We start from the raw sequence: 15,267 nt of genomic DNA, 5'->3' as shown, positions 1-15,267 counted from the left end.
AATCCTCCTGTAGACCGCCCGGTACTGGGCGGAAGGTTAGCGTCGGGTAAAGCGGGTGGGTCAGCCGGGTCCCGCTCCCGTGGTCGGCGTGGTCGGCGCGGGTGCGGCGGCCGCTGGTCCCCGGGCGATCCGGAGAAGCTGGGGAATGATCGCGGCACCGATCCGTCGGGCACCGCCATTGGAGATGTGCACACCGTCGTCGTCGCGTAGCCGGACACCGTCCAGTTCGTCGACGTACTTGTCACCCGGAGTGAGAATCGACGCGATGTCGATCACGGTGACGCCGGGATGGCGGGCCGCCGCGGCCCGCAGCAGCGCGTTGAACCGCACCACCCGTTCGGCCTTCGTCTCCGGGTAGATGCCGCCGTTCGGCGCCTCGGTCGGCTTGAACACCGGGGTCGTCAGGAGCACCACCTTGGCACCCTTGGCGCCGAGTGTGTCGATGGCGAGGTCGAGTTCCCGGCCGAGGTAGGCGTCGAACCCCGGATCGCCGATGTGCGTCCACCGGCCGTCCCGCACCTGGTCGGTGATCTCCCAGCGACCGACCAGCAGGATCGCGAGCGCGGGGTTGACCTCGTTCACCCGTTGGGCGAACCGCTGCGGCCACTGGTCGCATCCGTCGGTGGTGGGACCGGCGCTGCCGAGAATGCGCCGCTGCACCCCCCGGGCGACGCCGCACCCCAGCTTGGAGAAGTCGTGGATCTCCATACCCTGCTGGGCGGCCCTCGAGGAGAAGTCGCTGAACCCCAGGGTGAGAGCCACCGAGTCGCCGCCTAGCAGGACCTTGATCGGGGCGTTCCCGCCGGCCTTGACAGCGACGGCCGGTTGTGGGGAGGTCGCCGCCTGCCGCGCCAACGCCTCCAGGTCCGCGGGAGTGCGCACCGACGCCGACGTCCCGGCGGTCGCCAGCAGGATCACCGCGAGCACTCCGCCCAGGGCGGCGGGCACCGTCACCCGCGGGACGGGGAAGCGTACTTTGCCCCGCCGGATCGGGTTCTCCACGAGGTGGAATGAGGCCAGGGTGATTGCCAGCGTGGCGGCGAGGCGGAGCCCCAGCAGGACCAGGCCGCTCGTCCCGGTGCGGGTGGCCGTCAGCGTGAGGAAGATCGGCCAGTGCCACAGGTACAGGCCGTACGAGATGCGGCCGACGAAGGTCAGCGGGGCGGTGGCCAGCACCCTCGCCACCGGGCCCCGGGGCGCCTCCACGAGCGAGGCGACCAGCAGCATCACGATGATCGCGACCCCGAGGAAGCCGCCGGCGTAGAGTCCGCGGCTCTCCCCGCTCACCGTTGTCCAGATGAGGATCATCGCAGCCGTGGCGACACAGCCGACGACCGACATGACCGACCGGGCCCGGGCGGAGATCGGGGTCGTCCGCTGGGCCTGCCAGACGGCGAGGGCGGCCCCGGCCAGCAGGGCCTGGGCGCGGCTGTCGGTGCCGTAGTAGATCCGGGAGGGGTCCGTCCCGACCACGAGCAGGGCGAGGCCCACCAGGGCGGAGGCCTCGGCGCCGAGGACCGCGACCGTGAGCGCGAGCGACTGGGCCTTCTGGCGTTGCCGGCGCCAGCGGTCCACAGTCTTCGCGCTGTGCCGCATCAGCAGGTAGACGATCAGCGGCCACAGGACGTAGAACTGCTCCTCAACGGACAGCGACCAGGTGTGCAGCAGCGGCGACGGAGCCGAGAAGTGGTCGAAGTAGCTCTGGTCGGACAGCGCGAAACGCCAGTTTGCGACATAGAGCAGCGTGGAGAGCGCATCCAGCCGCAGGGTTCCCACGTCGCCGGGGGAGGCGATCCAGCGGGCGTAGGCCGCCACCCCGAGCAGGAGCAGCAGCAGCGCCGGCATCAGGCGGCGAGACCGGCGGATCCAGAAGGTGCGAAGGTCGATGCGCCGGTTGTAGCGGTACTCGGCGATCAGTAGGCCGGTGATGAGGAACCCGGAGAGGACGAAGAAGGTGTCGACGCCGAGCAGGCCGCCGGGCATCCAGGAGACGCCGGCGTGATACGCGATGACGGCCGTGACCGCGAGCGCGCGCAGGCCGTCGAGCGCGGGGGAGTGCCCGAGCGGCGCGAGCACGGGCCCGGTGGCGTCGAGATCCTCCTCGACCCGCTGCGGCCCCGTCGCCTCGCGCGTGCCGGTCCGCGGCCGGGTGCCGGCCCGGGTTCTCGCCCCGGGCGCCGTCGCCGTCCCGGGAGACCGGCGGGGAGGTCCAGCCGGTCTCCGGGTGGCCCCGGGCGCCGGTCGCGTCCCGCCCAGGCGGGTATTGATCGGGGTGGTGTCGGTGGGCTCCGGCCCGGGTGCCACCCGGCGGTGGCGCCCACCGGAGGCGAGCGGGAAGGTGTCGGCGTCGTTGCTGGTCAGCCTCGTTCCCTCCTCGTCGCCGGGGGTTGCGTCGGCTGCGACCTCGCCAGGACATACGACAGGCAAGGCTAATCGCAGCGGCGTGGGAGGACGCACGCACGGTGTGCTCACCGCTGTCGCGGCGGACGCGGTGTCGAGCCGCTATCGGGACATTGGTACCTTCCGCGCGTGTCTGAGACCACGGCGGGGCTCCCCCGGATGGTGGCCCCGGCGCCGGCGGTGCCCGCGGGCCACCCCACGCCGGGATTCCCCGTGATGTCGGGATTCTCCGTGGTGCTGGGGCGGGCGCGGCCCGTGCGCTGGCACCTGTGGCTGGCCGCGATCGGGCTGCTCGGTCTCGCCGTCCGCCTGTTCTACCTGTTCCACTGGCTGCATCCGGCGGTCGTGCAGGGAGACCCGTACTACTACCACGAGGCGGCGAACCTCTTCGCCGACGGCCGGGGCTGGCCCGACCCCTACGAACTCGCCCTGTCCGGCCGCTACGTCCCCGACGCCCAGCACCCCCCGCTGACCAGCGTGCTGCTGGCCGTGCCGTCGGTGCTCGGATTCACCAGCTTCCTGTCCCACCAGCTGTTCTCGTGCCTGCTCGGCGTGCTGTCGATCGTGCTCGTCGCCCTCGCCGGGCGGCGGATCGCCGGCCCCGTGACCGGACTGGTGGCGGCCGGGATCGCCGCTGTCTATCCGGGCATGTGGCTCAACGACCCGCTGTTGATGTCGGAGACGACCGGGATCCTCACCTGCGCGTGGATCACCCTTGCCGCCTACCGGTTCCGAGACCGGCGGGGAGCCGCCGACGCCGCCTGGCTCGGAGTGGCCCTCGCGGCGGTGATGCTCGCGCGAGCGGAACTGGCGCTGCTCGCCGTGGTGCTGGTGGTGCCACTCGTCGCGACGGCCCGTGAACTCGCCTGGCGGCGCCGGATCGCCCTGGTGGCCGTCGCGGCGGCGGTGAGCGCGCTCACGATCGCGCCCTGGACGATCTACAACCTGTCCCGGTTCAGTGAGCCGGAATACCTGTCCACCGGGCTCGGCTCCACCCTGGCGGTCACCCACTGCCCGGCCAGCTACTCCGGCCGGTACGTCGGCTGGTGGTCGTTCGACTGCATCCTGGCGTTGCCACCCTCGCCCCAGGAACGCTCCGAACGGGACGTGTTCTACCGCCGGGCCGCGTACGACTACATCAAACACAACGAGCGCAGCCTGCCCCGGGTGGCCGCGGCGCGGCTTGGTCGGACATGGGGGGTCTACCGTCCCTGGCAGCAGGCCCGGCTGGACACCATCGAGCTGCGCCCCCTGGTCCTCAGTAAGGTCGGGATGGTCACGCTGTGGCCGTTGGAGATCGCGGCGCTCGCCGGGGTCGTGGTGCTGCGCCGCCGCCGGGTCGTGCTGCTGCCACTGCTCGCCGTGCCGATCGCGCTGAGCCTCGCCTCGGTCGCGATCTATGGGACGACCCGGTTCCGGGCCGCCGCGGAGCCCGCGATCGTGCTGCTCGCCGCCGCCGCGATCACGGCCGCCGCGCAGTGGCTCGGGCGTCGCGTAGTGGCTCGGGTGTCGCGGTAGGTTCGCGGACCGGCCGGCCGGGTAGAAAGGGGGGGTTCGCTCGGGGTGCCGACGTGGTCGCGTATACCGGACTGGTACGTTGCCAGGGTGCCGGACCTTGCTGATCTCCGGGCGCTCGGTCGGTGAATGGACCCGCCCTTTCTCTTACGGCCGCAGCCGATTCCGGCGTAGCCGCCGGCCCGGCCGGCACCGCTTCCATCCCCGAACCGCGCACTCCCGCGCCGGTCCGTCCACCCAAGGTCGTCTTCGGCGGCTTCGACGGCCTGCGCGCGATCGCGGCGATTCTCGTGGTCGTCGTGCACACCGCGTTTCCCGCCGGTTTCACCACCAGCAGCCGGCTGGGCCCCTACACCGCCCGGAGTGAGATCGGTGTCGCGGTCTTCTTCCTGATCTCGGGGTTTCTGCTCTACCGCCCGTTCGTCGCCGCCCGGTTCGCCGGCCTCCGCGGCTCGGACGCCGCCGGCTACCTGGTCCGGCGGTTCATGCGGATCGTCCCGCTGTACTGGGTGGCGCTCGCCGTCACCCTGACCGTGGTCAGCAGTAAGCGGGTCGGTGTGCACGGCCTGGCCGGTCTGTTCCAGACGGCATTCTTCGTCCAGGGTTATCAGGAGCACTGGGCGATCCAGGGCCTCACCCAGGCCTGGACCCTGGACGTCGAGGCGGCGTTCTACCTGGCGATACCGGTATACGCGTGGCTGCTGCGGCGGCGGGACCGCCCGCCCGCCGCCCAGTTACGCGTGGAACTCGCCGCGCTCGCGGTCACGTTCGCCGCAGCCAAGATCGTCCATTATCTGGTGATCCCGTCCACGCAGACCTGGATGAACGGCTGGAACGTCTGGCTGCCGGTCTGGTGGGACCTGTTCGCCATGGGCATGCTGCTCGCCGTGCTCTCGGCCTGGTACTCCCGGCAGGGCAGGTCGCCGCGCTGGGCCGAGCTGCCCGGCTCGGGCACGGTGTGCTGGGGCATCGCCGCGTTCTTCTACTGGGTGTCGAGCAGGCATCTCGGCCTGCCGCTCGTGCCGATCTTTGAAGCCACGCGGAGCCAGGACATAGGCAAGCACCTGGGCTACGGGTTGTTCGGCTTCTTCCTGCTGCTCCCGGCGGTGTTCGGCCGCAGCGACCGCGGCTGGGTGCGGCCGCTGCTGGCCAGCCGTCCGCTGGCCTTCCTCGGAGCGATCTCGTACGGCATCTATCTGTGGCACTCGGCCGTCATCGACCTGGTGCTGGAGCACAGTGGCTGGCGGCTGTGGAAGATCCCCTACCTGCCGTTTCTCCTGGTGGTCCTCACCCTGACCGTCGGGGTCTCCACCGTGACGCACTTTTTGATCGAGCGTCCCTGCATCACCCTTTCCCGGGAGTGGGCCCGGCGGGTCGACAGATGGGTGGCGAGGCGCTTCGAAGGGGCGGCGAGGGGCGGGGAGGGCGGCCTCGTGAGCGGGGCCGGCGGATCGCCGGGCGAGGTCGAGGTGATCGGGAAGCCCGTCGATGGCCCGACGGTGCCACTCGCGTCAGGCATCATGCCGCTGCGGAACATGACGGACCGGGACGTGCGAGACCCGTTCCCCCCGGTCCGGTCCCTTGATCCCGACCTGCCCGGCGTGCCGGATGGACGGGCGCCGCGCGCCGGGTGGAAGCGGCCCCGGGTCGAGTTCGACGGTTTGGAATGGCTCGGGCCGGAGCCCGCGCCGCAGCCCGGCGAGCCCGGGGCACAGCCGGCCGAGCGCGGGGGGCCCGAGCGGGGGGGATCCGAGCGCGGGGGGTCGGCGAGCCGGCGCTGACCCGGGAATGACCGGGCGTCGGGCCGCGAGGCCATGCCGTCGGCGGGTGTCGGGAATCGGACGCCACGAACTTACCCATTTATCCGCTTTTCAACCGATCTGCGCGGTTCGTCTCTGTCGCGTCCCGTCCGTACACGTTCCCACCCGTGTGCCGGGACGATCCGCGGGACGGTGTTGTCCCGCCTACCGCGGCGCCGTGCCGCCACCTAAAACTACATATGGACGTCATTACTCTACGCAGAGTGAGGATGATGGCGGACGGCGCGCGTCTTGGTGCGGGCGCCCGTTGACCACCCTGGACACCCGTCCCTAGACTTGGGGACGTGCACGAGGGTCCGTGGGTCTCAGACCGAGCGGATCCACTCGAGCGTCGTTATCGTTCCTGACAGTTTCTTCGTTTTTGGCGTTGTTTCTGTCCCTCGGTCCCGGCGGTTCGATCCGGCCCTCGCGCGGACGACCACCCCTAGCCGGAGCCGACCCCTTGACGAGCACCACCGACGTACGACCCGTGGAGACCGTGACCATCTCGCCCAGCCCGACCACACCACAGGTAGCGGTCAACGACATCGGCTCGGCCGAAGACTTCCTAGCGGCCGTCGACAAGACGATCAAGTTCTTCAACGATGGCGACATCGTTGACGGCGTCATCGTCAAGGTCGACCGCGACGAGGTGCTGCTCGACATCGGCTACAAGACCGAGGGTGTGATCCCGTCCCGGGAACTGTCGATCAAGCACGACGTCGACCCGCACGAGGTCGTCAGTGTCGGCGACCACGTCGAGGCCCTTGTCCTCCAGAAGGAGGACAAGGAAGGCCGCCTGATCCTGTCCAAGAAGCGTGCGCAGTACGAGCGCGCCTGGGGCACGATCGAGAAGCTCAAGGACGAGGACGGCGTCGTCACCGGCACCGTGATCGAGGTCGTCAAGGGTGGTCTCATCCTCGACATCGGCCTGCGCGGCTTCCTGCCGGCTTCGCTCGTGGAGATGCGCCGGGTCCGCGATCTGCAGCCCTACGTAGGCCGCGAGCTTGAAGCCAAGATCATCGAGCTGGACAAGAACCGCAACAACGTCGTGCTCTCGCGGCGGGCCTGGCTCGAGCAGACCCAGAGCGAAGTCCGTTCCGAGTTCCTCGCCCAGCTGGCCAAGGGCCAGATCCGCAAGGGCGTGGTCAGCTCCATCGTCAACTTCGGTGCCTTCGTGGACCTCGGCGGTGTGGACGGCCTCGTGCACGTCTCCGAGCTGTCCTGGAAGCACATCGACCACCCGTCCGAGGTGGTCGAGGTCGGCCAGGAGGTCACCGTCGAGGTCCTCGACGTCGACCTGGACCGCGAGCGGGTCTCGCTGTCGCTGAAGGCGACGCAGGAAGACCCGTGGCGTCAGTTCGCCCGGACCCACGCGATCGGTCAGGTCGTCCCGGGCCGGGTCACGAAGCTGGTGCCGTTCGGTGCGTTCGTCCGGGTGGACGAGGGCATCGAGGGTCTGGTCCACATCTCCGAGCTGGCCGAGCGGCACGTGGAGATCCCCGAGCAGGTCGTGAACGTCGGCGACGAGATCCTGGTGAAGGTCATCGACATCGACCTCGACCGCCGCCGCATCAGCCTGTCGCTCAAGCAGGCGAACGAGGCGGGAGGGCTGGCTGCCGACGGCGAGGCGTTCGACCCGAGCCAGTACGGCATGGAAGCCAAGTACGACGAGCAGGGTAACTACGTCTACCCCGAAGGCTTCGACCCCGAGACCGGGGAATGGCTCGAAGGTTACGAGGAGCAGCAGGCGGAATGGGAGCGGCAATACGCCGAGGCCCAGGCCCGCTTCGAGGCGCACCAGGCCCAGATCCGGGCCGCGCAGGAGGCCGACGCCGCCGCGGCGGCTCCTTCCTCCTACACCTCCCAGTCCGAGCAGCCTTCCTCGGCGATCGACGAAGAGGCGCTGCGTCGGCTGCGTGAGCAGTTCGGTCGGGAGTAGCCGACTCCCGTCACCGACGGTCGGGGCCCGGGGATCTTCTCCCCGGGCCCCGACCGATTTCCGATCCTTTCTCCTGCCCGTCCCAGACCCGGCGGGAGCCCAGTCCCGGGTAGAAGCTCAGCCCGGGCAGAGGGAGGTCCTCGGCCGGATCAGGACGAGGAGCGCGCCACGGCCGGGTCGACGTGATCCGGCCTGAGCAGGATCGGAACGTCCCCGCGGATCTCGTAGCGATGGCCGAGACGCGGGTTGACCAGCCAGCCGTCGACGAGCTCCAGCGGTCCCTTGTCGACCGGGCAGGCGAGGATCTTCAACAGTTCGGGTTCGATGGTCATCTCTGACGTTCCTGTTCGTCGTCTCGGGGGGCCGTCGCGGGACCCATGAGTATCCGTTCCGGATCCCCTGAGCATCGCAGACACCTCGGTCGGCCCTGACCGGCCCCGGCCGGGGGCGCCAGCCATCCCGGTGCCGGGCCCCGGTCGCGAGGCACCGGTTCGCGTCGCTGACGGGTTATGCAACCAACTCGATGACATAAAAACTTCTGGGGGATAGCGTCGAAGTCGCTCGGCGGCCGGAGACCGGTCGCGAAGTCCCAGCTCGCCCTCATCGAGAGTCAGGTGTCCATGACTGTCCATGACTTCACCGTCGATGCCGCGGACGGAACCTCCCGCTCGCTCGGCGACTACGCCGGCCAGACGTTGCTGATTGTCAACGTTGCCAGCAAATGCGGTCTGACGCCGCAGTACGAGGGGCTGGAGTCCCTGTACCGGGATCTGCACGGCCGCGGCCTGGAGATCCTCGGCTTCCCGTGCAACTAGTTCGGCGGACAGGAGCCGGGTACCGACGCCGAGATCCAGGAGTTCTGCACCACGAAGTTCGATGTCACCTTCCCGGTCCTGAGCAAGATCGATGTGAACGGGCCCGACGCGGCCTCGCTATACACCCACCTGCGTTCCGAGGCGCCCGGTGACTTCGGGCCCGATGCCGGTTTCCTCTACGAGCACATCAAGAAGACCCGGCCGGAAGCGATCGGCACCGACGAGATCAAGTGGAACTTCACCAAGTTCCTTGTCGACCCGGACGGAAAAGTGGTCCGCCGGTACGAGCCGACCGTCACCCTCGAGGAGATCCGCAAGGATCTTGAGGCCACCCTGGCCTGATGGTTCTCCCGTGCCCGGCCTGCCGCTGTCGCCGGCCGGGCACGCCGAAGCGGGCGGTGCCCGCCGGCTTCGCAGCAGGAGTAGGCGAGCGCGGTCAGCGGACGCCGAACAGCGCCAGATAGCGTTCCGCCGCGTTCGGGTTCAGTACCGGTCTGTACAGCGAGGATTCCACGTTCCCCTCCTCGGCGTTGTTGAAGTACGCCTCGTAGGCCAGGGCGTCGGCGTTCGCGGTGAAGGTCTCGTACATCTTCTGGATGTAGTAGGGGTTGTCGCCACCGCCGCCGGTCGTGCGTACCAGACCCCACTCCGGAACGGCGAACTTCTTGCCGTGGGCGCGGGCGAAGGCGATCACCGTGCACAGACCGGATCGCAGATGACACTGCCGGTCCCAGATCGTCTTACTGACGGAGGCGGGATAGGAGTCGTAGGAGTCGATGCTGACCACGTCGATGTAGTCGTCACCGGGATAGGCGTCCCAGACGTCCTGACCGCTTACCGGCAGGTGATCCCGGTGTGCGGTTATATTCCAGTCGATCCGCACGTGCGGCGCGGTCGACCGGATCGCCAGGACCGTGCGGCGGTAGCAGGTCTTCCAGGTCTCGACGTCGCGTGGATACCACCAGAACCAGTCGCCGTTGAACTCCCAGCCGAGCCGGACGAAGGCGTCGCCGCGGCCGAACGTCGTCAGCGTGGTGCCGAACTGCCGCCAGTAGTTGTCGTAGGCGCCGGTCACGCAGGTGGCCTCGTCGCCGTCCTTGGGGAACATCGGCTGGGCGACCGACAGGCCGCCGGGGAACTTGTCCCGGGTGAAGGCCTGCGTCGGCCAGCCGGCCGAGACCAGGTTGGTCCAGTCCTGCCGATCCGTGAAGACGACGGCCAGGTCCACCTTGCGGCCGGTGAAGACCGACCAGAGATTGACGTCCGCGGGGAAGTTGCCATTGGCGCCGGAGACCCAGTGCACACCGCCGGGCTGGGGCTGGGGCGGCTTGGGTTTGTCCGAGCAGGAGCTGAGCCCGCCGGCGACCAGGCCGATGATCAGCAGGAGGAGCAGCGGCAGCGGGAGTGACCGCGGGTGGGCGGCGCGGACGGTGTGGCGGCCGGCAGACCCCCACCCTCGCGGTGCCAGGCGCGGTCTCATACGGCGGAGGGTCCGTGCGCGGCGGAGGGTCGCTGCGTACCCGAAGCCGTGGCCGTGGCCGTGGCGCCGAGCAGCGGCGTCTCCACCGGGCCGGGCCGCCGGGCCCGTAGCCATGCTTGCACGGCCTCGGCCTCGGCCGCCCAGTCGTGACCGGGAACGAGCGCCTCACCCACCTCCATGTGCGTGGCCATGGAGGGCTCCGGCACCAGCATCGTGCGGCGCAGCCGTTCGGGCCGCGCCAGGGCGACGGCGTTGAGTGTCGTGCGCAGCCCGCTCAGCACCACCCGACGAGCGACCCGCACGGCGGGGGGCTGCGGGGAGAACGCAGGCGGTTCCCCGCCCAGCTCGGCCAGCCGGAAGGGCTGGAAACCCTGCAGGGTAAGACAGGTCGCGCGGTCGAAGGCGCCGCCGACGAACGGGATCGAGCGCAGCAGCAGTTCGTCCTCGAGCAGGGTGCCGACCCGCAGGCCGAACGTGCTGGTCGTGGCGGCGGCCCTGGCCCAGGTCACGCCGTCGAGCACCGGCGCGTGGGAGTGGCTGCCGCCGTCCCGGCGGACCATTGGCCGGCGGCGGGTGGTGGTCGAGGAGAATCGCAGCGTGCTGTAAAGGGTGAAATAGTCGACCGCGGGGAGCGCGGTCGCTGCCGCGACGAGACTGGAAAGCGATTTTTCCGTGTACAAATAGTCATCTTCGGCGAGCCAGACCAGATCGTCCGGCGACCAGCGCCGGACCCGCGGCATCCGCAGCACGTACCGGTAGGATGCGCGATTGCTGCCGCACTGCACCGACTGCACCTCGCCGGCGGACGTCATCACGGCAAGACGCTCCGCCGGCATCGGGCCGTCATTGACGAAGACGATCCGTACCGGGATGTCGACGTTCTCGACGGCCCGGAGGAGAGAGGCCAACGCAAGCATCTTGCTGTAGAAGGCCGGCCGGTTCTTCGTGTTTTCCGAACCGACCGACCGATAAAGAATACGCAGAATCATCGCAACCCCCCTACCGGCCCTGGCCCGGCAGCACTCATCGCGGTAGCCTCGCCGCCTCGGACGCCGCCTCGGACGCCGCCTCGGACGCCGCCTCGACGCGGTCGGCCGAACATATTGCGCACAGCCCGTACGTTACCGTGAAACATCATCATTGCCGGTCCCGGTCGGGCGCTCCGGAACTCGGCCCTGTACGTCCGGTCCGGCCGGCTCACCGGAAAGGGCGATCGCCGTGTCCCGTTCCACCTCCCGCGCGGCCCGGCGGACGAGGATGAACCAGCTGGGGACGGTCACCCAGAAGGCAAGTATGTAACCGCAGACCGCGCCGGTGCCGCCGCCGATCTCCAGACCGACGATCGGATAGACGACAAGCTGGGGGGCGAGCACCGCATTCGCGCGGAAGGTGAGCTTGGCCTTGCCGAGCGCGTAGAGCATGCAGGCCGGTCCGACCGTCGCCGCGGAGCCCGCCTGCTGCACGATGGACAGCGCCAGCAGGTCGTGGGTCTGCTCCCAGGTCTCGCCGAGCAGCGAGTGCCCGATGCTCGTCGGCAGGACGAGAAAGAGCGTCCCCCAGGCGGCGCCGGCCGCGACGATCACCGCGGACAGGGCGTAGGCGGCGCGGACCCGGGCCGCGGCCGAGAGGTCCTTGCGGCGGGAGAACTCGGGGATGGCCCAGCTCACGATCCCGACCGCGAGAATGGTCGTCGGTCCGAGCAGGGTCTGCACCCCGCGCAGCGCGCCGACCAGGTCGATCGCGCCCAGCGTACCGAGCAGCAGGGTGGATGCCTGCTGGGCGCCCTGGACGGTGAGGTACTCGGCGCTCATGTACCCGTTGACGTCGCGGTGTTCGGCGATCCACTCGTGCACGAGGCTCGGCGCCGGCTTGAAGCCGGCCTGCGTGACGCCCAGCATGGCGGCGACCGCGGCGGCGCCACCCCAGGCCAGCAGCATCGCCCACGAGGTGGAGACGTCGCGGACGATCAGCGCGTAGATGGCGGCGAACTGGACGATCGCCCAGATCCCGTCGTTGGCGGCGGCGGCGGCCGGGCGACCCTCGGCGAAGAAGACCTGCCGCCAGGCGTCCTGGAGCAGCAGCGTGGGAAAGACCAGTCCCATCGCCACCAGCGAGGCGCCGACCGAGCCGCCCATCGCCGCACCGACGGCGAGCGTCACGACCCCGGAGACCAGCCCGATTACGAGGGCAGTGCCGGTCCCCGCCGCACCGGCCACCCGAAATACCCGTGGCGGCACGTCGGAGAACTTCATCCCCAGCGGAGCGGTGCCGGCGGCCTTCGAGAACCCGATCATCAAGGAGAAGATCGCGAAGGCGACGGCGAAGGCCCCGAACTCGGATTTGCTGACGCTGCGGGCGATGACGAAGGACATCGCGGCGTTCGTCCCGCTGGAGAGCACCTGGTCGACGAGTGTCCAGATGGCCCGCGAGCGGCTGGAACCCCGGGTCGGTCGCTCGTCACGGTGGTGACCACCGGCCGGGCCGTCGTCGTCCAGGATGGTCAGCCCGTAGTCAACCGGTTCCCCGCCATCCGGGACTGCCGGTGCCTCGCGCCCCCGGTGGATCTCGCCGCAGCGGATCGGGGGAGTGAGCCATTCGCCGGTCGCGGGACCCCACAGGGGGAGCAGCCCCTCGGGGGTCGGCCCGTCCACTGCCGTCCCGAAGGCTTCCACGGCCGGGACCCGGCGGCCGCGCAGGCCGCGGATGACCTGGGTCCGCTCCCGGTCGGACTGTTCCGGTCGCGGCGGCAGGGCGGCGGTGACCTCCGGCGCGGGTCTCGTCCGGGGGCGTGGCGACTCGTGGTGCTGGGCCGTGGCCGGCGCGGATGTCTCCGGGCCGGTCACCGCAGCCCACCCGACCCTCCGCCGGGTGGTACTCGGACGGCGGAGGGATCGCGGAGAATCTCGATGATCGTCTGTTGTTGGGGGTTGGTGGCCAGACTCATTGATCCATCGCCGTCCGTCCTCTCCGTGCCGCATCGGTCCGACCCCGGCTCCCCGCGCCGGCCGCCGGACGGTCGAGCGATGCCGCCGCTTCCGCGCAGGGCGACGATCGAGCCCACCGCGTCGCTTCTGACCAGGGTGTCAGCCGGCCAGGGTGCTAGCAGGATGGTAGCTCTATGGGATCGGGACACTCGGCTAGGGCCGCTCGGGTGGATCTGGTCCGACCGGACCCGGCAACGGTGGTTGACCGGACCGGATCGCGGGTGCATGAAACGGGCAATGAGATCGCGATTCTCCGGCATGTGCCTGCCCCGTAGACGGTTCGCTCGCCTACGTCCGCGATCTTCCGCAGCCAGGCTGATGGTCCGCAAGTTTAGCAGTCGGGCCTCGGTCTGATCCCCTTGTTACGTCGGTCACCCCGGCAGGGCGGTACCCGGTGGCGGATCCAGTGAGGTGTGGGTGCGCCATCCGATCCGCTTCCGGGACACCGGCTGCCGGCCGGGTCAGGGCATCCTTGATGTCGGTGGCTGCGCTCGCAGACGCCTGGACAAGGCAGGAGCGGGGCATGGGCCGCATCATCATTGAGGTTAGGTTCGGCAATGAGACTGGGTTCGACACCATGGTGAGAGCCCCCCGATGGAGCTGACGGACCGCGGCATCGGCACCCCTGAGGCGGGCAGGGTGGCGTCCGCACCGCTGCACGATCCAGTGCGGATGTACCTCGGTCAGATCGGCAGGGCCCGGTTGCTCACCGCCGAGGGGGAGATCGACCTCGCCAAGCGGATCGAGGCCGGCCTGTTCGCCGCTCAGAAGCTGGCGTCCCCCTCGGTCGTGACGTCGCCGCAGCTCTGCCGCGAGCTGGAGGCGGTCGAGCGGGACGGTCGGCTCGCCAACCAGATGCTGCTCGAAGCCAACCTGCGGCTCGTCGTCTCGATCGCCAAACGCTACGTGGGGCGGGGCATGCTCTTCCTGGACATCATTCAGGAGGGCAATCTCGGTCTCATCCGGGCGGTCGAGAAGTTCGACTACACGAAGGGCTACAAGTTCTCCACCTATGCCACGTGGTGGGTGCGTCAGGCGATCACCCGTGCCCTCGCCGATCAGGCGCGGACGATTCGCCTCCCGGTGCACGTGGTCGAGCGGGTCAACCAGATGGTCCGCATGCGCAGGCAGCTGCTCACCGAGCTCGGCCGCGAGCCGACCGTGGAGGAGATCGCCGTCGCCATGGACCTCTCCGTGGACAGGATCGAGGAACTCGTCGGAATCGCCCGTGAGCCGATATCGCTGGAGGCTTCGATCGGGGAGGAGTCCGACGGGCAGTTCGGCGATCTCATCGAGGACACCGGAGCGGTCGAGCCCGTCGAGGCAGCCGTCGCCAGCGTCCTCGGGGAGCAGATTCGCTCTGTGTTGACGGCGCTGACCGACCGGGAGAGGAAGGTCATCCAGCTGCGGTTCGGCCTGGTCGACGGTCGTTGCCGAACCCTGGAGGAGGTCGGCCGTGAGTTCGGGGTGACCCGGGAGCGGATCCGGCAGATCGAGTCGAAGACCCTGGCGAAGTTGCGTCATCCCTCGCGTTCACAGGCGCTGCGCGACTACCTGGAATAGTCCGTCTGGAACAGCCCGTCGCCCGTCTCGTCGATGGCGAGCAGGTCCTGCAGCTCGGTGACGACCTGCTGGAGCTGGCCGGCGAACGCGTACATCCCGTCCGCGACTGCGCGCGGCGTACTCAGGTAGAGGTTGAACCGGTCCGGCAGCAGCACGTAGGCGATGCCGATGCACTGGCTGCTGGTAGACCCGAAGCCGAAGAACTCGACGTTGGTGGACGGCGCGGAGCTGGTGCTCAGGTAGTCGTCGCGCGCCTTGAGGCAACCCGGGGTCTCGTAGAGCGCGATCGGTTCGGTCACCCCCAGCCGCGCGCCTTGGCGGCGGGCGATGAACTGCAGCTCCCACAGGTGCTGCTCGGGGGCCCGCCCGGCCTGGCAGTCCTTCGCGCGCCGCACGTGCGCGTCGGCGGCGGCGCGGAACGCGGTCCGGCGGGTGGCGGTGTCGGTGCCCGGGTCGTTGAGCATCGTCACGAACCGCTGGATCTCCGGGGTGACGACCCGCATCGCCTCCGTGCGGCCGCGCCGCCAGTGCCGGGTGGCGATCGATTCGTAGGTGGCGCCGATGTGCCCCTTGGCCCGGCTGTGCGCCAGCTGGTAGGCGAGCTGCACGAACGCGTCCGGCGACGTCTTCAGTGCCTTGGCCCGGTTCTGCCCGAAGTCGGTGAAGGACAGCACCGTTGAGGCGGTCGCCGCGGCGAACTCCGCGAACGACGCGCCGGCGGCGGCTACGTCCGCCCGCAGGCTGGCGTCGAGGACGAACTCGACGGGCT

Annotated in this window: 10 protein-coding genes and 1 pseudogene; 5 read left to right on the top strand and 6 right to left on the bottom strand. The window is 69.7% G+C overall.

Annotated features, from left to right (window positions below; genetic code table 11):
- Positions 1-60: 60 nt before the first annotated feature.
- Positions 61-2,427, bottom strand: coding sequence for a DUF459 domain-containing protein (locus tag ACY45C_RS01235; protein WP_462185832.1), 2,367 nt, complete (start codon positions 2,425-2,427; stop codon positions 61-63).
- A 189-nt stretch (positions 2,428-2,616) separates the two neighbouring features.
- Here ACY45C_RS01235 and ACY45C_RS01230 point away from each other — a divergent pair, with 189 nt between their 5' ends.
- From ACY45C_RS01230 to rpsA, 3 genes are all read left to right on the top strand, one after another.
- Complete coding sequence (locus ACY45C_RS01230) at positions 2,617-3,918, top strand: glycosyltransferase family 39 protein (protein WP_462185837.1); 1,302 nt, start codon at positions 2,617-2,619, stop codon at positions 3,916-3,918.
- Positions 3,919-4,040: 122 nt separating this feature from the next.
- Entirely contained in the window at positions 4,041-5,696 is a 1,656-nt protein-coding gene (locus ACY45C_RS01225; protein ID WP_462185831.1) for an acyltransferase family protein, read from the top strand.
- Between the two features lie 481 nt (positions 5,697-6,177).
- Positions 6,178-7,656, top strand: a complete 1,479-nt coding sequence (gene rpsA, locus ACY45C_RS01220) for a 30S ribosomal protein S1 (protein ID WP_462185830.1) — start codon at positions 6,178-6,180, stop codon at positions 7,654-7,656.
- A gap of 149 nt (positions 7,657-7,805) precedes the next feature.
- On the opposite strand, the gene ACY45C_RS01215 is transcribed toward rpsA, so the two are convergent.
- Positions 7,806-7,988: a Trm112 family protein gene (locus tag ACY45C_RS01215; RefSeq protein ID WP_462185829.1), complete on the bottom strand. Its 183-nt coding sequence runs from the start codon at positions 7,986-7,988 to the stop codon at positions 7,806-7,808.
- Positions 7,989-8,276: 288 nt separating this feature from the next.
- On the opposite strand from ACY45C_RS01215, the pseudogene ACY45C_RS01210 reads away from it, so the two are divergent.
- Positions 8,277-8,813, top strand: a pseudogene (locus ACY45C_RS01210) (glutathione peroxidase).
- A 94-nt stretch (positions 8,814-8,907) separates the two neighbouring features.
- On the opposite strand, the gene ACY45C_RS01205 reads toward ACY45C_RS01210, so the two are convergent.
- The 3 genes from ACY45C_RS01205 to ACY45C_RS01195 form a co-directional block, all read right to left on the bottom strand.
- A complete protein-coding gene (locus ACY45C_RS01205) occupies positions 8,908-9,951 on the bottom strand; it encodes a glycoside hydrolase family 26 protein (protein WP_462185828.1) in 1,044 nt (347 codons plus the stop codon).
- The gene (locus tag ACY45C_RS01200; protein WP_462185827.1) at positions 9,948-10,940 is read right to left on the bottom strand and encodes a hypothetical protein; all 993 of its coding nucleotides are present in this window, start codon (positions 10,938-10,940) and stop codon (positions 9,948-9,950) included. Before ACY45C_RS01200 ends, ACY45C_RS01205 begins: the two co-directional genes overlap by 4 nt.
- Before the next feature lie 132 nt (positions 10,941-11,072).
- Positions 11,073-12,794: a hypothetical protein gene (locus tag ACY45C_RS01195; protein WP_462185826.1), complete on the bottom strand. Its 1,722-nt coding sequence runs from the start codon at positions 12,792-12,794 to the stop codon at positions 11,073-11,075.
- Positions 12,795-13,529: 735 nt separating this feature from the next.
- Between ACY45C_RS01195 and rpoD the strand changes: the two genes are divergently transcribed.
- Positions 13,530-14,498, top strand: a complete 969-nt coding sequence (rpoD, locus tag ACY45C_RS01190; RefSeq protein WP_462185825.1) for an RNA polymerase sigma factor RpoD — start codon at positions 13,530-13,532, stop codon at positions 14,496-14,498.
- Here rpoD and ACY45C_RS01185 read toward each other — a convergent pair.
- On the bottom strand, positions 14,486-15,267 hold a 782-nt coding region (locus tag ACY45C_RS01185; protein ID WP_462185824.1), incomplete at its 5' end, for a choline/carnitine O-acyltransferase. The two genes, rpoD and ACY45C_RS01185, sit on opposite strands and share 13 nt — an antisense overlap.

The sequence above is a fragment of the Frankia sp. CcWB2 genome, from assembly GCF_977927585.1.
Note: the sequence above shows the minus strand (reverse complement) of the source record. Positions and strands in the feature narration are given on the sequence as shown.

Coding starts and splice junctions, on each gene's coding strand:
- ACY45C_RS01215 (WP_462185829.1), bottom strand. CDS start 7,988: ATGACCATCGAACCCGAACTGTTGAAGATCCTCGCCTGCCCGGTCGAC.
- ACY45C_RS01230 (WP_462185837.1), top strand. CDS start 2,617: ATGTCGGGATTCTCCGTGGTGCTGGGGCGGGCGCGGCCCGTGCGCTGG.
- rpoD (WP_462185825.1), top strand. CDS start 13,530: ATGGAGCTGACGGACCGCGGCATCGGCACCCCTGAGGCGGGCAGGGTG.
- ACY45C_RS01200 (WP_462185827.1), bottom strand. CDS start 10,940: ATGATTCTGCGTATTCTTTATCGGTCGGTCGGTTCGGAAAACACGAAG.
- ACY45C_RS01205 (WP_462185828.1), bottom strand. CDS start 9,951: ATGAGACCGCGCCTGGCACCGCGAGGGTGGGGGTCTGCCGGCCGCCAC.